The organism is Leptospira johnsonii (assembly GCF_003112675.1).
GTDB lineage: Bacteria > Spirochaetota > Leptospiria > Leptospirales > Leptospiraceae > Leptospira_B > Leptospira_B johnsonii.
In genome coordinates, this window is the sequence record NZ_BFAY01000011.1 from 1,601,138 (window position 1) to 1,618,158 (window position 17,021).

15 protein-coding genes are annotated in these 17,021 nt (G+C 41.5%); 4 read left to right on the plus strand and 11 right to left on the minus strand.

The window, feature by feature from the left end; genetic code table 11:
* Nucleotides 1-62 precede the first annotated feature (62 nt).
* Complete coding sequence (locus tag LPTSP_RS16370; RefSeq protein ID WP_108929719.1) at nucleotides 63-434, minus strand: DoxX family protein; 372 nt, start codon at nucleotides 432-434, stop codon at nucleotides 63-65.
* 252 nt (nucleotides 435-686) lie between these two features.
* Here LPTSP_RS16370 and LPTSP_RS16375 point away from each other — a divergent pair, with 252 nt between their 5' ends.
* From LPTSP_RS16375 to LPTSP_RS16390, 4 genes are read left to right on the plus strand one after another with little or no spacing between them, the layout of a single operon-like run.
* Nucleotides 687-1,505, plus strand: a complete 819-nt coding sequence (locus LPTSP_RS16375) for an efflux RND transporter periplasmic adaptor subunit (RefSeq protein ID WP_108929720.1) — start codon at nucleotides 687-689, stop codon at nucleotides 1,503-1,505.
* Nucleotides 1,506-2,753, plus strand: a complete 1,248-nt coding sequence (locus LPTSP_RS16380) for an ABC transporter permease (RefSeq protein WP_108929721.1) — start codon at nucleotides 1,506-1,508, stop codon at nucleotides 2,751-2,753.
* The gene (locus tag LPTSP_RS16385; protein ID WP_108929722.1) at nucleotides 2,753-3,427 is read left to right on the plus strand and encodes an ABC transporter ATP-binding protein; all 675 of its coding nucleotides are present in this window, start codon (nucleotides 2,753-2,755) and stop codon (nucleotides 3,425-3,427) included. The genes LPTSP_RS16380 and LPTSP_RS16385 overlap by 1 nt, the downstream gene beginning before the upstream one ends.
* A complete protein-coding gene (locus tag LPTSP_RS16390; protein ID WP_108929723.1) occupies nucleotides 3,424-3,987 on the plus strand; it encodes a TetR/AcrR family transcriptional regulator in 564 nt (187 codons plus the stop codon). The genes LPTSP_RS16385 and LPTSP_RS16390 overlap by 4 nt, the downstream gene beginning before the upstream one ends.
* Here the strand turns inward: LPTSP_RS16390 and prfB are convergent.
* From prfB to LPTSP_RS16440, 10 genes are all read right to left on the minus strand, one after another.
* Nucleotides 3,984-5,087: a peptide chain release factor 2 gene (gene prfB / locus LPTSP_RS16395; protein ID WP_108929724.1), complete on the minus strand. Its 1,104-nt coding sequence runs from the start codon at nucleotides 5,085-5,087 to the stop codon at nucleotides 3,984-3,986. The genes LPTSP_RS16390 and prfB overlap by 4 nt on opposite strands.
* An 82-nt stretch (nucleotides 5,088-5,169) precedes the next feature.
* Nucleotides 5,170-6,015 carry a hypothetical protein gene (locus LPTSP_RS16400; RefSeq protein WP_108929725.1) on the minus strand — a complete coding sequence of 282 codons (846 nt, stop codon included), beginning with the start codon at nucleotides 6,013-6,015 and terminating at the stop codon, nucleotides 5,170-5,172.
* A gap of 2 nt (nucleotides 6,016-6,017) precedes the next feature.
* Nucleotides 6,018-7,289 carry a phosphoribosylamine--glycine ligase gene (gene purD / locus LPTSP_RS16405; RefSeq protein ID WP_108929726.1) on the minus strand — a complete coding sequence of 424 codons (1,272 nt, stop codon included), beginning with the start codon at nucleotides 7,287-7,289 and terminating at the stop codon, nucleotides 6,018-6,020.
* Nucleotides 7,290-7,318: 29 nt separating this feature from the next.
* A complete protein-coding gene (locus LPTSP_RS16410; RefSeq protein ID WP_108929727.1) occupies nucleotides 7,319-9,967 on the minus strand; it encodes a valine--tRNA ligase in 2,649 nt (882 codons plus the stop codon).
* A gap of 162 nt (nucleotides 9,968-10,129) precedes the next feature.
* Nucleotides 10,130-10,510 (minus strand): iron chaperone, encoded by a 381-nt coding sequence (locus LPTSP_RS16415; protein ID WP_108929728.1) that lies wholly within the window; start codon nucleotides 10,508-10,510, stop codon nucleotides 10,130-10,132.
* Nucleotides 10,511-10,541: 31 nt separating this feature from the next.
* On the minus strand, nucleotides 10,542-11,282 hold the full coding sequence (locus tag LPTSP_RS16420) for a TetR/AcrR family transcriptional regulator (protein ID WP_108929729.1): 741 nt from the start codon (nucleotides 11,280-11,282) through the stop codon (nucleotides 10,542-10,544).
* Between the two features lie 268 nt (nucleotides 11,283-11,550).
* Nucleotides 11,551-13,128 carry a cytidylyltransferase domain-containing protein gene (locus tag LPTSP_RS16425; protein ID WP_108929730.1) on the minus strand — a complete coding sequence of 526 codons (1,578 nt, stop codon included), beginning with the start codon at nucleotides 13,126-13,128 and terminating at the stop codon, nucleotides 11,551-11,553.
* A complete protein-coding gene (locus tag LPTSP_RS16430) occupies nucleotides 13,103-14,662 on the minus strand; it encodes a spiro-SPASM protein (RefSeq protein ID WP_108929731.1) in 1,560 nt (519 codons plus the stop codon). Before LPTSP_RS16430 ends, LPTSP_RS16425 begins: the two co-directional genes overlap by 26 nt.
* Nucleotides 14,663-14,700: 38 nt before the next feature.
* Nucleotides 14,701-15,717 carry a putative peptidyl-prolyl cis-trans isomerase gene (locus tag LPTSP_RS16435; RefSeq protein WP_245915624.1) on the minus strand — a complete coding sequence of 339 codons (1,017 nt, stop codon included), beginning with the start codon at nucleotides 15,715-15,717 and terminating at the stop codon, nucleotides 14,701-14,703.
* A 76-nt stretch (nucleotides 15,718-15,793) separates the two neighbouring features.
* Nucleotides 15,794-17,017 (minus strand): aspartate kinase, encoded by a 1,224-nt coding sequence (locus LPTSP_RS16440; RefSeq protein ID WP_108929733.1) that lies wholly within the window; start codon nucleotides 17,015-17,017, stop codon nucleotides 15,794-15,796.
* Between the last annotated feature and the right edge of the window lie 4 nt (nucleotides 17,018-17,021).

Genomic DNA, 17,021 nt, shown 5'->3' on the forward strand with positions numbered 1-17,021 from the left:
ATGTTGGAATTCCTACATTCGAATTATTCTTGCTCTCTATGAGTCACTGCGAAGGGGACGGCTTAAGCTTTTTCAGCTTCCAATTTTCTCCAAGTGATATAGGAAACAGCTACCAAGGCCAAGAAAATGAAAGGAGTCGCAAAGTTTGGATCTTTTGCTAAAAGATGGGAAAGCCCAGCGCCTAATACATTGAAGGTGACGCCTGCATAAGCCCATTCTTTAAGTCTTGGAAATTTCGGATAAAGAAGAGCGAGCGCGCTCAGACCTTTCGCAGGTCCTAATATTAAAGCTAAATATCCAGGATAGCCAAGATGAGCGAGTCCTTCTAAAACTTGTGGACTTTGGCTTGTGTACGCATAAGCACCGAACAAATTTCCAACGGCGATAAGACCTGTGGTTGCCCAATATAAAACTTTTATAACAGTTTTGTTCATATAGATCCTCTGATTTCGAGATTCGATATAGTTATTAATATATGTTCAGTTGTAAATATAAATCGAGTGGGACTGTTGATTGGTCATTTGTTGTTAGAGTTCCTACTCTGCGGTTCAGTCATGAAGTCCAAGGAAGTTCGGTTTTTGAAAAAGAGGATCATGTCATTATGGCATCTTAATTGGTAAACTGAAATGCAATAAAATAGTTTACTTTTGGAATTCATTCCGTCCTAGTGTGAGTAGGACAAGGCCATGAAAATTTCTCTTCCATTTGATCGTTGGATCCTTCAGCTCAAGGAGAGACCTAAGCTTCTAGTTTGGGGCATTCTTCCAATAATCTTACTAATACTTCTTTTTATTTGGCGAGATAGGAATTCCAACAATGATACCTCCGAGATCATTCGGGGCTCCATCATCGAATCCGTCTATGGTCTTGCAACGGTAAGCTCTTCAGAGGTGTATCATCTGAGGGTCGCGATACCTTCTGCCATCCGAAAAATTCATGTGGAAGAAGGGGACCAGGTCCAAGAAGGAACTCCTCTTGTGGAGTTCGACAGCTTTGGGACTATGAGATCTCCTTTTGCCGGAGTGGTGACTAACGTTGCTTACGAAACTAAAGAGACCGTGGTTCCCCAAACCCCTGTCGTCACAGTGATGGATCTGAAAAAAAGATATCTGACTGTTTCTTTAGAGGAAAAGGGTGCCGTAAGGGTCAAAAAAGGGCAGAGGGTCCGCATCCGTTTCGAAGCTTTGGGTGATAAAAACTTCGAGGGAGAGGTAAAGTCAGTATATCCCGCGGATGGGCAATTCCAAGTGCATATCACTCCGATAGGAATTCCACCTGAGATACTTCCAGGTATGACTGCAGATGTTGCGATAGAGACTTCGAGTAAGGAAAACGTAATATTAGTTCCGGTCAAAGGGATCATATCCGGAAAAATTAAAGTATTAGAAAATGGCAAAGTTCATGTCAAAGAGATCGAGACTGGACTGACGAATGGAGAATACGCCGAACTTGTATCTGGAGAGGTTAGCTTAGGAGATAAGGTGCTTGTCCAGGAGGATAAATAGATGTTATTTATCGCTCTTAGGCAGATGTTTGCCCGTAAAAAACAAACCATTCTTACATTACTTGGGATTATTTTAGGGGCAACCGCTTATATAGTGATCTCAGGGATCATGTTAGGTTTAAGAGAATATCTTATCGACCAGCTCGTGAATAACGATGCTCATATAAGGATCTCTTCTCAGGTAAAAATTATAGGGGAAAAGGACTTGGACCATGTACTTTTCCATTCTAAGGAAATTCCTTTTTGGTCCGTTCCTCCTTCAGGTAGAAGGGACACAGAACAGATCGAGAACCAGGCGGGATGGCAAAAAAAAGTGGCTTCCGATCCGGAGGTAGAAGCAAGTTCTCCACAACTTCAGATAAAAGTAATATTTAGAAGGGGGAAGATCGCTGAAGCAGGTAGGATTATCGGAGTTAAGCCAGAGTTGCAATCCAAGGTTGCCAGGATCAAAGAGAATATTATCCAAGGTGACTTCTTAGAGATCAAAGAAAGCGGAAACAAACTTGTGATCGGAGAAGGATTGAGATTATTGCTCGGAGCCAGGATCTCAGATACAGTTTATATCAGTACCGGAAAATCGGAGCCGATTCCTTTTAAAATAGCTGCTTCTTTCCAAATGGGAAACAAGGCGATTGATGAAACCACTGTATTCGCAAATTTGGGCGATACCCAAAGTTTAAACCAAACTCCGAATCGGATCAGCGATATAGCAGTTCGTCTTAAGGATGTCTCTAAAGCGACTCTCAAAGCAAGAGAATGGGCGGAATTTGGAGATGTAAAAGTGCAGAGTTGGGAAGATGTGAATGCTACATTCATTTCCTTATTTAAAATGCAGGACGCGATTCGCTATGCTTTGGTCGGGACCATTCTGCTTGTAGCAGCATTCGGAATTTATAATATTTTAAACATTGTGATCGGACAAAAAAGAAGGGAGATCGCCATTCTTAGATCCATAGGATATGAGGCAAATGATATCCTGAAAATATTCCTGATCCAAGGTTTGATCTTAGGTATAGCTGGTGGAGTTTTAGGAATGCTTCTGGGAAACCTGATCTGCAGGAGGCTGGAGCATGTATCTTTTTCCAATCCACTTATGCAGACCAAATCAGGTATGATGATGGTGTCTTTTGCTCCTTCTATTTATTTTCAGGCCTTCTTCCTTGCGTTCATTGCTACTTTGATCGCGAGCATTTTTCCTGCTCGATCGGCGAGTAAACTTTCTCCTATCGAGATCATTAGGGGGGAATAATGGGGATCATATTAGAGAACGTTAAAAAGAGTTTCGGAAAACCCCCCACTGAAGTGATTAAAGGGATCAGTCTTGGGATCCAGGAAGGAGAGTTTGTTTCTTTAACAGGAAAATCAGGTTCCGGTAAAAGTACACTTTTGTATTTGATCAGCAGTTTAGACGATCCTTCCCAAGGTATTATCAGTATTGATGGAAGAAATATCAGCTCTTTATCCCAAACGGATCTACACTCTTTTAGGAATCTTCATATGGGATTCGTATTCCAATTTCATTATCTTCTTCCTGAGTTTACCGCTTTGGAGAATGTGTTGATGCCTGCTTTAAAAGCGGGAAAACTTAAAGAAAAAAGAGAATATGCGATCGGTCTTTTGAAACGATTCGATCTCGGAGATAAATTGGATCATATTCCTTCCAAACTTTCCGGAGGACAAATGCAAAGGGTTTCGATTGCCAGAGCTTTGGTGATGAAGCCTAGATATCTTTTTGCGGATGAGCCAACTGGCGCTCTGGATTCCGCGAATGCAAAGATCGTCATGGATATCTTTAAGGATATCAATAAAACGGAAGGAACTACTGTGATCATGGTCACTCACGACGCTGATTTCGCGAAATCAGCTAAAAAGCAGATCAAACTTGTGGATGGAATGATCTCCAACGGAAAGGGGGAGAAATGATAGAAAGAATTTTAGAAAGAACCTTTCTACTTTTTTTGTCTTCTGGCTTTGCGAAAACGAATACGGACCAGATTGCAAAACATATCGGTATCAGCAAAAGAACATTATATAAATATTATGATACTAAGGATAAGCTTATCGATTCCGTTTTCGAACTAATGAGATCCAAGGTCCAGGCAAAGTTTGATAAGGTTTTGCAGGATAAGACTAAGGACCCGATCGATCGTCTGAAAGAAATCCTATTCTTCATTTCGGATCTGGGATCTAAGATGTCCAAAACATTTGCAAAAGATATTGAGATGGTCCGCCCTGATCTTTTCATCACTATGAGAGAGTTCCGAAAACAAAGGATATTAAGTTTAGGGGACCTTCTCCGGGAAGGACAAAAAGCGGGACAAATCCGGAAAGATGTCACACCGGAGCTGACGATTGATATTTTACTGGCAGCAGTGGACGGGATCTTAAATCCGACTTACTTATTCCAAAGTCCTTATTCTAATACGATGGCATTCGATGCGATCGTTACCATCTTTTTAGAAGGAGTTCAGGAGAAACATTAAAGAGTTTTTAAGTAAGCCATGATGAACGGCTCGATATCACCGTCCATGACCGCTTGCACGTTCCCAGTCTCATGATCTGTGCGATGGTCTTTCACCATATTATAAGGATGAAATACATAAGAACGGATTTGATTTCCCCAAGCGATGTCCTTTTTTTCTCCGGACTTTTTTTCAAGGTCGTCTTTTAATCTTTCCTGTTCCTGTTCGTAAAGTCTTGCTTTTAACATTTTAAAAGCAGTGTCCCTGTTTTTGATTTGGGACCTTTCGTTCTGGCAAGCGACCACGATCCCGCTCGGAATATGTGTGATACGAACTGCAGAGTCGGTGGTGTTAACGTGCTGTCCTCCTGCTCCGGAAGAACGATACACATCCACTCTGATATCCTTATCTTCAATCTTGATATCTATATCGTCGTCTAATTCCGGGCTAACGTGAACGGACACAAAGGAAGTATGTCTTCGTTTGTTCGCGTCAAATGGAGAGATCCTTACTAAACGATGCACTCCATTCTCGCATTTCATAAATCCGTAAGCAAAATCGCCTATCACGTGTATGGTGGCATTCTTGATCCCAGCGCCGTCTCCCTCTTGGAAGTCCACAACGCTGTATTGGTATCCTTTTTTATCGAAGTATTTCAGATACATTCTGAAAAGCATCTCCGCCCAATCCTGGCTCTCCGTTCCACCTGCACCCGGGTGGATATTCAAGAAAGCGGGTTTCATATCTTCCGGTTCGTTTAGAGCGCCTAAAAGTTCCAGTCTTTCGAATTCAGTCTTTAATCTTTGGTATTCGGAGCTGAGTTCGTCTACTCCGGCTTCGCCCTTCTCGTCGAAAGTCAATTCCACTAAATCAGGAAAATCTAATATATCTCTTCGGATTTTGATCCAAGGGTCTAATTTTCTTTCTAATTCAGTCTTTCTTTGGCTGATCGATTTCGCTTGGTCCTGGTTGTCCCAAAAAGTGGGCTCGGCGATACGATCATTATAAGACTTGAGTTGGTCCTGGTCCTTATCTAGATTCAGAAGTTTCCAGCGATTTAGAAAATTCTCTTGAAGTTCTTTAGAGAGGCGCTTCAGTTCCTTGGCGTTCTTAACTTCCATTTCGGTCCAATAAAATATATAATATTAATTTAATTTGCAAATTTCCGGCTTTGCATCCGAGATCTGAATGTAAAAGGAGAATTTATCGAAAGAGAAAATCTTCTCTTTCTTCTCTGGCTTCTTCCCAGCTAAACACTGTGTCTCTGAGTTGAGGAGTGTTTCCTTCCACTGTGGAGACCAGCTGGAATTCATCCTTTCTGCCAAATTCTTCCGGAAGTCGTTTTAGGACAAGTTTTCCGGAGCGGATCAGATCCAAAACATGGAGTAGGAATGGATCTCTTTCGGAACGTTGTAGTTCCTTCATGGATGAATAAAAAGGCATAATCCCTTTATAGAACCAATCTACGGTCTCATTTTTGCCCGGAGCCCAGAGTTGTTCCAATCGGATTGATTCCTCTTGGACTAAACTTTTGCCTTGGAAAGGTTTTTGCAGATGTCTGCATTGGAAGTATAGTTCGTGATTGATCTCTCTTGGAAAGGTCCTGCCGTAACCTGCGCCGATCCATTCTAACCATGCTTTCTTTTCTTTGCTGGGAAGCGCTGGTATTAATGCGAAAAGATAGTTTTGATTTCGGAATACTCTGGATTGAGCCAGAAAATCCAAAACTTCGTAAGGGATCATGTAATGACCGGCCTGCCATTCTATCACTACTGGAACATTCTCTACATCGAGATATTCGTCAGGAGTTTCCTTTTGGACCACATCCCCGAATTGAGTGAGTATATAAATAAAAGATAATAGTTCTCTACGTGTCATGGAACGGACCAGAGTATCCGAATCCAGTTTTTGTTTTAAGGCAGCGCGAATTAGATTGTACTGCTCTAAAGGATATTGATGAGGAGATAGAATGATCCCTAAATGTTTTTCTAATTTGCGAAGGTTGGACCTTTCGACTAAATCGATATTTCCAGAAACTAGAAAGGGCATAATTAAAGAGCTTTACTCGCTATGTCCTTACGGAAGAAGGTTTTGGAAATTTTGAAACTGCCGAGATAAGAATAAACCTTATCCACAGATTCTTTTAAGTCCTTACCGTAGGAAGAGATTCCTAGAATTCTTCCACCCGTCGATATTAAGTTTCCATCCTTTTTTGAAGTGCCTGCATGAAAAACTACTAGATCTTTACTATTCGTTTCAGGCAAATTCAAAGGAATATTCTTTTCATAAGAATCGGGGTAACCTTCCGCGGCCAAAACGACTACGGTGGACGCTCCAGGTCTCAAACTTATTTTTACTTCTCCGAGTGCCCCTTTGGCAGATGCTTGGAAAATTTCCAGTAAGTCGCCTTCTAACATGGGTAACACACATTGTGTCTCAGGGTCACCAAATCTACAATTGAACTCTACAACTCTAGGATTTCCTTTGTTATCTATCATTAATCCGGCATATAGGAGGCCTTTATAAGGATTTCCTTTCTTACGAAAGATCTCGAATACTGGTTGAAAGACCTGTGTATTTACTTTTTCTAATGTTTCTTTAGTAACTATCGGGGCAGGGCAGTAAGCGCCCATTCCACCGGTATTCGGTCCTTGGTCTCCGTCATACGCTCTTTTATGATCCTGAGCTGCAGGAAGAGTGAAATAAGTATTTCCGTCGCTGATCGCAAAGATAGAAGCTTCTTGTCCTTCCATGAACTCTTCTATAACAACTTTGGATCCGCTTTTTCCGAATTTATTATCTAAAAAGATCTCCTTCAAGGCTTGTGTTGCTTGAGAAAGTTCGGTGCAAACAGTTACACCTTTGCCTGCGGCAAGACCATCTGCTTTAATTACAATTGGCGCTCCTTCTTTTTGAACATATGAGTGTGCGGACTCATAGTCTTCGAAAGAAGCGTACTTTGCGGTAGGGACTCCCGCTTCTATCATTAAGGATTTTGCAAATTCTTTGGAACCTTCAATTTGAGCACAATAAGCAGAAGGTCCGAAAACAGGAACTCCTATCTCCGCTAGCCAGTCTACGATCCCATCCACTAAAGGGTCTTCGGGACCTACTACTACTAAATCATATTCATTTTTTTGAATAAAGCTTTGGACTGAAGATTTGTTCTTTAGGTCGAAAGAATTCGGGGTTAAAACCTCTGAGTCTGGAAAGCCTCCGTTGCCCGGAAAAACATGCAATTTGCTGAGTTTAGGGGACTGGCGAAGCTTATAAGCGATAGCGCTTTCGCGACCTCCAGAGCCGATTAAAAGGATCTTCGACATAATATTTACCGCGGTTTGAAATCCGAAAATTAACCTAGTTTTTCCAAACCTTTTTGGAGAACTTCTTTTTTATCACGGACGTTTTTCAGTTTTTCTTTTTCTTTTTCGATCACGTCCGGATTCGCTTTTGCTATGAAGTTCTCATTCCCTAATTTGGAAGCGAGTTTTTCCTCTTCTTGGATCAACTTCTGCAATTCTTTGTCTATACGTGCTCTTTCTTTTTCGAAGTCTATCATTCCTGCTAAAGGAAGGATCACTTCTCCGAAACGGAATGCTCCTACAGAGTCGGTTTTTTCTCCTGCATAGTTTGTATTGACTTCGATACTTTCCAAACGAGCTAATTGTAAGATAGAGAATTCAAAATCTTTTACTGCCGAAGCAACTAAAGATTCGGAAGATTTTAGTATCACTTTACATTTTTTATCCAGAGGAACACCGTTCTCCGCTCTTTGCACACGTATCTGAGTCACTACATCTTGCAGAATAATAGTTTTTAGAACACCTTCGTCTTCTGGAGAAACATTATAAGAATTTGGGAAAGGAGTTTGGATCAGGAAGTCCCCTTCGCTGAATACTTCGTAAATTTCCTCGGTTAAGAACGGCATAAAAGGATGGAGAAGTCCCAATGCTTTAATTAGAATACTTGCAAGTACTTGTTTCGCGACTTCTTTGGATTCTTCTCCCAGTTTTCCATAAATTCTGGGTTTAACTAATTCGATATACCAGTCGCAGAAATCTCCCCAAACAAAATCGTAAATTTGAGAAGCCATTTCGAAAAACAGAAATTTGGAATATGCTTTTTCGTAATTTGCAAGAGTTTCGTTGAACCTATGGAGGATCCATTTGTCCATTGGGTCTAGTTTAGGACCGTATTTCGATTCCAGATCTTCTAATTTCCAATCCGCATCCAAGTTCATAAGGATAAAACGACTGGAGTTCCAGATCTTATTACAAAAAGAACGATAACCGTCTAATCTGCTTTCATCAAAAAGAACGTCTTTTGCTTCCGGCAGAGTAGCTGCTAAGAAGAATCGGAAAGAGTCAGTTCCGTACTTATTCATCATGTCCAAAGGATCGATAACGTTCCCTATGGACTTGGAAAACTTCTTACCTTCTTTATCTCTTACTAATCCGTGGATGATCACTTTGGCAAAAGGAGCCTTACCTGTGAACTTCTTTCCCATCATGATCATTCTGGCTACCCAGAAGAATATGATATCGAATCCGGTTACGAGTACAGATGTAGGATAGAATTTTTTAAGATCTTCAGTATTCTCCGGCCAACCCAAAGTGGAGAATGGCCAAAGCTGAGAAGAGAACCAAGTATCTAGAACGTCAGTGTCTTGTTCCACTTCTGTGGAATTACATTTAGGACAGTTGTCTACTTTGGTTTCGGAAACTTCTATATGTTTGCAATTTTTGCAATGATACGCAGGGATACGATGTCCCCACCATAATTGGCGAGAGATACACCAATCTCTAATATTGTTCATCCACTCGAAGAAAGTTTTTTCCCAAAGTTTCGGAACAAATTCGGTTTCTCCGGATTGAACCGCCTGGACGGCTAGCTCAGCTAGAGGTTTCATTTTGCAGAACCATTGAGTGGATAAGTAAGGCTCTATAATTTCTCCACCTCTAGAATTATGGCCGATAGAATGAGTGTGCTCTTCGATCTTTTCTACTAGGCCTAAAGCTTGCAGATCATCGATTACTTTTTTCCGAGCTACGAATCTTTCTAACCCTGCGTATTTGCCTGCGTTCTCGTTCAGAGTCGCATTAGGATTCATTACAAGTAAAGGTTTGAGCCCTAATCTTTGTCCCGCTTCGAAGTCGTTCGGGTCGTGAGCAGGAGTGATCTTAACCAAACCGGATCCGAATTCTTTATCTACAAAAGAATCGAATAATAGAGGGATTTTTCTGTCTGTAAGTGGGAGTTCCAACTCCGCACCTTTTAAGGATTTATATCTTTCGTCATCTGGATGAGCGGCAACTGCAACGTCCCCAAACATCGTTTCCGGTCTTGTGGTAGCAACGATCAGATATTTGCCCGGTTGACCGACGATAGGGTAACGTAAATGGTAAAGTTTACCTTTTACTTCTCTATGCTCCACTTCCAGATCGGAAATTGCAGTGAGAGTTTTAGGACACCAGTTGATGATCCTTTCCCCTCTGTATATTAAACCTTCGTCATATAATGTTTTGAAAACCTTGAATACAGCTTTGGACAATCCTTCGTCCATAGTGAATCTGGAACGGGACCAATCTACCGATTCCCCCAAAAGCCTTTGCTGGTTTTGGATCATTCCACCGGAGTGTTCCTTCCATTCCCAAACTTTTTTTTCGAATTCTTCTCTGGTGAAGTCGGTTCTCTTTTTGCCTTCTTTTGCGAGTTCTCTTTCAACAACTACTTGAGTAGCGATCCCAGCGTGGTCTGTGCCCGGGACCCAAAGAGCGGATTTCCCTTTTTTACGTTCAATACGTATCAGAATATCTTGGATAGTATGATTGAGTGCGTGACCAATATGAAGGCTTCCGGTCACATTAGGAGGAGGAAGAACTATCGTAAAAGATTGGCCTGCTTTGAGGTCGGGCTCAAAACTTTTTTCCTTCTCCCAGAGAGAGATCCATTTCGGTTCTACGCTGGTAGGTTCGTAACGATCGCTGATTTGTTTCTTCATAGCCTTCGTTCGGATAGAATTTTCCGTAGAAGGAAGAGGTCAAGTCGTACTGGCCTTAGGAATAGGCGGGAAACAATATAAAAAGGCCATAGAGTCGATTCTATGGCCTAGCAAACCTAAAGATCTTTTTATTAGTGAGATACTTAGAGAATTGATCTTTCCTTATTGTAAGGTCTTTTTGAGCAATGTTTTCAAATAAGAAGAAGGGAACTTCTCCTTATCCTTGATCAACACGCAGTTCTTGCCGTTTTCCGATTTTGGAAACTTGGCACGAAATGCCCTTACAAAAGATTCTTCGCAGAAATAGACTGAAAGATGGTTTTTATGGTTCGAGAATGCGACCCATCGCCCATTCCTTTCGAAAGTAGGCATTCCATATTTCAGACTTTCTCTCAGATCGGAAAATTCTTCCCGGATCGAATCCACCAAATCCTTTAATTTTTCACTCCTTACGGAAGGAGTTTTTTCTAAATAGTCCTCCACGTCCGGATTTGAATTTGAATCCAATCTGGGGAGTGTAGGAACTAAAGCATAAAGTAACATATTTTGTCCTAGGGGCAGGACCCTATTTCACTTAACCTGCGTTCGCAACCAATGGTAAGGGTTCCAAGCTTGGGACAGAAACCGCACCACCGCCTTTGAAAAGTTGAGCGAGTTCGCTCCAATCTTCTCTGCTAAAATAATCTAATCCGCCTTCTGGGCAACCGAGCAGATCTTCTATCGTTTTGTGATAAGAAAGCATCAAGTCGTAGATATCGGCTTCGGATTCTTTACTTCTTCCTAAAAGATAGAAAGCAACTTTTTCGCCTAAAGCATCGCTTAGGTCAAAAATGATGGAAGTCAGGTGATCCGCTCTCAATGCACTTTTGAGCGATTCGTCCTGCTGGCCTTCTACGATTAAAGAAGCAAATAACGGAAAACTTAGGTCCACGGATTTGCGTCTGATCTTATCTCTCAATTGAAGATTGCTGGCTGAGAAAAGGGATTCTAGAAGAAACCGAACTTCTTCTGCTTTTCCTTTTTTCCAGTTTCTTGCAACTATGAGTGCTCGGCGGAGTTTATCCAGGCCAGTGCCTTCTGATCCCAAGTCTCCAATCTCTGCTTGCATCGCAGTATGTGCTTCTTTGGCGAATTGCACTGCGATTTCTTCCAAAAGTTCTTCTTTGGATTGAAAATGGTGATAAAAGGTTCCTTTAGCTATATCTAAAGCGGATAGAATGTCCTGAATGGAAGTTGTTTCGTACCCTTTTTCGAAGAATAGCCGTCTGGATTCGTTGAGAATTCTTTCTTTTGTGGAGATTTTTGCTGGGATCATTGTGGTTCCTCCTGCTAAACCGACGGTCGGTATAGACCGTTAGTCGGTTTTGACAATACATCCGACTATGCGTCGGTCAAACACATTTCAAAACATCGGGCGAAAAAATCAACAAAGGAAACAAATAAAATGAAAAATGTTTCCTGACTTTCTGGCGGAAAATCCGACGGTCGGTCGAGTTGTTTGTGAGCGTGAAGTTTGAATAGATGGACCCGCGAAATCTACATTCCGCAGATTGCAATGCCCGCGCATAGGCACGTTAGTTGTCTTAAAGAGAATCTATTTTATCTAACAAAAGTTTATATCCATTCTCTCCGATCGTTTTTGTGCCTAAAGAGAATTCAGTTTTACTACTCAGGTCAGTGTATGGAATATTATATTTTTCTAAAACATGAGAGAGTTCTCTATGAATAGGAGAAATTGAAAATGTTGCGGAAGGTATTTTTAAAAACAGGGCCTCGAACACACTTTGGCCGAAATATCCTAAAAATTTTTCAGAGGATCTCAATGTCTGCAAGTATTGGACTCGTGAAAGTCTTTGAAAATATTCTATTCCATCCGCTTGAGGAGGAGTTCCTCCGATCCTAATTTTCTTTTTGGAAGAATTTTGGATGAGGAATTGATCCAGATTCTCGGATTCTTCTTCTCCTAAGTTTCCTGCGTAACAAAAGATCTCAAACTCTTTGGTGGGACTTTTTTCTTCACTTGTAGCCGTTGAGATTAGATTCGGAGGAATTAGGATCTGCTCCCAATTAAAATTAGGATCGTTTTCAGGATGGGGAAGAAGGTCCCAAAAATTGTAGTTCTTTTTGTCTTTTCCGAAATGATCCAAGAGCAGGACTTTCGTTTTTCGGTAAGAGATCGGAACTTCTATATCTCTATAATCTATTAGGAGAATATCATATTCTCCGTCTTTAGGAAATGTAGGAAGCCATTCAGGCTCCCAACCTCTATAGGGTAAGAAAGAATACAAAAGAGAAGTCCTGGAAAAATGTCCTGAACCGAATTCTTTCGCAGGAGCGACCAATACTCCCACTTTTCCTTTACTAGTTTGGTTCGGAGAAGGAAGAGCAAATCTTACCTGTGGAACATCTAAGTTCTTTTGGAATAGTGAAGGTGCTTCCTTCTCCCATTCTAGGAATTCTTTTGTATTAAAATTGCAAATGGATTCGAATGATCTCTGAGTAAGTAGATCGGAGATTGTTTCAAAATCTTCAGGTGTATCCACAGTCAGTCTGAAATTTGCCAGCCTGGGACCTTCTTCTTTTGTCAACAGGCTTGGGATTGCGGTGATCTTGTATAGATTCGGATCTTCTTTTATATGAAGACTTACATGTTCTTTATGTCTTTCTTCTTGTTGTGAGCCTGAAAGATTTAGAAGTGCAGAAGTCCTGAAAATTTCTCCTCCGGTTCCGAGAGGCAGTCCTTTGAAGTAAGCCAGATCCGAATCCGATCCTATGAATGTTTGGATGAGTAGATCTAAGTGGGTCGTATCATAAAATGGATTGTCCCCGGTTAATCTTAGGATCGAGTCCGCTTTGAATTTTTCAGAAGCAAGAATATACCTTTTTCGCACGTCTTCCAAAGGTCCGGAGAAGTGAAACATTCCTTTCTTTTCCAAAAAAGATTCCAGTTCCAAATCTCCTTCCGGGACCAGATATACGATCCTAGAATTCGGTAAGATCTTCAGGACCCTAGAATGAATATGATCTAAAATCGTTTTATCCGAATTCGGAGGAATTGGACGGATTACTTTTTTGGGGAATCTTGTGGATCCGGTCCTCGCCTGTATAAAAGCGAATAAAGAACGGATCTTAGGCTTAGGCGTTAAATGTATACCATTCATCGCAGGAAATACATGGAGCCGGAATTGTATCGTGTGCTCCTTTCGCGGAAGAAGTGAAGAATGGGTTTCCTTTGGCCCAAATTTGTTCCAAGGGATCCTTGTTTAGATTTCCGATAGAATGTTTTTTTGAACCGGGAGTTTGTTTGCAGATAGAAACTTCTCCATCTGCGTTCAAATATAGATCTCGGGAAATATGCCAGCAGAAATCTCTACCTAGAGGTGTAAGATCCGAGGCTCTTCTCTGAGGAAGAACATCAGAGTAAGAATTATATTTTTGTAAAATGATCTCGTATCCTTCTTTTTGGGTCTGCTCATACCAGGAATCCAATTCAGAATCCACTTCTTGGATTTTTAGGAATTGTAAATGGATGGAAGACTTAGGCAAGGCCTGAGAAACTGCTGTTAGATTTTGTAAAACCTTGTCCAGGTTGTCCTTTCCGTAAAGTTTAGAATAAACTTTTTTATCTCTGGTGGTCAGATTTACGATCAATGCTATCTTCTTCTTTTCTTCTTCTTTCAAGGAAGAAACAGTTTTGATAAAATCGGAAAGGTCGCCGTATAAAGCGGATTCGATGAATAGCTCTTTTAGGTTCGGAGACGCCAAAACTTTTTGGACCAATTCCGGGAAATTAGGATGGAGTGTAGGTTCTCCCAAGCCTCCAAAGCATACACTATAAGGGAGTCCTAAATTTTCTGCTTGGGATAAAAGTTTATCCAAGATCTGAGGATCTAAAACTATATTGTCTTCTTCCGGTTTTAGATTTTGCCTAGGACAGAAATTGCATTCGTATTCGCATCCTCTATACAATTCCACTTCGTAGTAACTGGGAGCGGAGCGGAATATTTCAGGACGGGAGATCAGGAAGGATTGGATCTCATCATACTTCCAGTTTTCCTTCTCCTTTAAAAAAGAAGACAAGAGTCTGAAAGATCTTGGATTATTTGCGGAGAAGTCTAATCTCCATTGTCTCAGATCCGGAGAGGTATAAAAAATTTCAGTATCGAATTGGTTAATGTTTTTGGCTAAGAAGTCTTGGGTCCCTCCTGCATAACCTGCCGGAAGACTTCTTACAAATTCTCTGGAAAGAATTCTGGGCACAATACCAGGAGGAAGATTTTCCGAGTAAGAATACTGGGCCAGATATTTTTCGTGGCGAAGTATCAATTCTTCAGTAAGAGTATGATCTAATATAGGCGCAAATCCGTCAAAAACCAGAAAACAGGTCTCGTCCCATTCCGGATCTCCGGTCCTGGAGGAAGGAAGTGCTTCGCAGATCTTGGAGAAAAAATCCGCTTCCGATCCGGATTCAAATATTATGAAATCAGAATATTCTAATTTGTTGCAGATCTTTTTGGCTTCGTCGGCGGTTCCGAGGTTTCGATTGGAATAGACAGGGACCCCTTTTAAGACGGAAGATAATTTTTTAAGAGTAAGTTCCAAATAGAGAAGAGAAGTCTGCTGATCTATATTTCCTTTTACGGAAATAAGATCTTCCGGACGATAAAATACGACTGCTTGGGGGGGATATTTCATATTCTGTTCGAGATCCGTTTTGCTTCGAATTTCCGAACTTAATCCAAGGTAAAGGTCTCTTGTTGGTCCGGGATCTTATTCTCTTTTTTATATATTTCGTCGAAGATCTGTATCGGCACGGTTGACCTGGATTCTCTTACCCATTTCATAAAATTTTCGTCTTCTTTTTCCCGGCTGAGAAGATTGACAATACCTTGGCGTACGTTTTCCAAAGGAGTGGGCCTTTTACCTTCTACCTTGACGATACAATAACGTTTTCTTTCGTCTCTGAAAACTTCCGAAACGGAACCAACAGGTATTGTGGATAATGCCACTGCAACGGAACGGTTAGTTTTATATAATTCGAATGAAGAGATCCAATCGATAAGTCCTTTTCTGGCTCTTAAGCCTGCGTCGGTGTTTCTGGGAGAACCTGCGACCAAACCGAAGGAAGCTGGATCGGATAAAACGCTTTTTTTGATCTCACTTGCTTCTTTATGTATCCTGGATTCTTCCGTAATGGAATCATTATTAGGAGCAATTGCGATCTGTCTGTATTGGACTTCGAATCCTACTTTTTCTCTGTTCTGAGCATACCAAGCGCGGATATCCTTATCCGAAGGAGGGTGGTTTGGCACCTTGTATTGCATAAGCTGCGTTTTTTTGATCTGGTAAGGAAGTTCAGTATACCATAACTCGTAAGACATTCCGGAACTGGACTCGACCGCCTTTTCGAATTGTTTGCGGGAAGTGATCCCCATAAACTCCATTCTTTTTTCGATCTCGCTCTCTAGTCTTTTTTCGTTCACCTGAATGGATTCGTCTTCTGCGATAGAATCTACTACGGCTCTATCGATCAGGAAGTCTATAATCCTGGTGCGGAGAGATTTTCTCATGTCCTCATTTTTGAGGTACTTGGTATTGGAAAGTTTTTGGTATTTATCTTGAGCATCGTCGAAATCCAATTCGCTGATGGATTGGTTTCCAACGGTTGCAATGATCTTATTTAAGGATTCGGCGGGACGGATCTCTGAAGTGAATACACTTAGAGAAACTATACCGGAGAATAAGGCGATTTTACGCGAAAATGAAACCGAGGATCCGGGAAAAATTCCTAACACAGGGAAAAGGATGCTCCCGATCCTCTCTTGTTCAACTGTTTTTCGAAAGCCCGAAGGTCTCGTGGATCTTGTTTACGGCAGTTTCTGCATGAATTCTTGGAATTACGCAGGAGATTTTGATCTCTGAAGTGGAGATCATTTCGATATTGATCTCTTTTTCCGCCAAAGCTTTGAACATCTGAGCAGCCACTCCTACATGAGATTTCATTCCGATCCCCACTGCAGAAACGATAGAGATCTCTTCATTGATCTCAGGCTTTTTGGCGCCTTGGGAATTAGAGAAGGATTCCAGAATAGGAAGGGCCAGGCCCAGGTCTTTTTTAGGAACGGTAAAGGAGATGGTGTTTCTTCCGTTATAAGGAGAAGATTGAACGATCACATCCACAAGAATATCTTTGGAACTTAAGTCTCCAAATAGAACTGCTGCAAGTCCAGGTTTATCAGGAACATCTGCGATTGTAATTCTGGCTTGGTCGTTTTTTGCGGTAACTCCGCTTACTTTCAATTTTTCCATAATTTTGTCCTCGTTTACAACCAAAGTCCCCGGATTATTATTAAAGCTGGAACGTACATGAATGACCACATCATAGTTCATTCCCAACTCCACACTTCTGGAATGAAGAACCCCTGCACCTAGGCTTGCAAGTTCCAACATTTCCTCATAAGTGATTTGAGAATGTTTCGTGGCCTGGGGAACCACTCTTGGGTCAGCAGTATATACCCCGTCTACATCCGTATAAATTTCACATTCTTTTGCGCCAAGCACAGCGGCTAACGCTACCGCAGAAGTATCCGAACCGCCTCTTCCCAAGGTAGTGATGTTCTCGTTTTGGTCTATCCCTTGGAATCCGGCTACGATCACAACGCTTCCTTCATTTAATGCTGCATCGATTCTAGAACGATCCACTCCTTGGATCTTTGCATTGGAGAAGTTCCCGTCGGTGATCATCTTGATCTGAGAACCAGTGAACGATTTTGCAGGAACTCCCATATCCCAGAGAGCCATTGCTAAAAGAGAAATAGAGACCTGCTCGCCTGTGGACAATAACATGTCCATCTCTCTCTTAGGAGGATTTTTTGTGATCTTATCTGCAAGATCCACCAACTCGTCAGTCGTATGCCCCATTGCGGAAACGACTACGACAACATGGTTGCCTTCTTCATGATAACGTTTGATTCTACCGGCTACGTTCCGGATGCGATCAGGAGATCCTACAGATGTTCCCCCATACTTTTGGACGATTATGTTTGCCATCGCT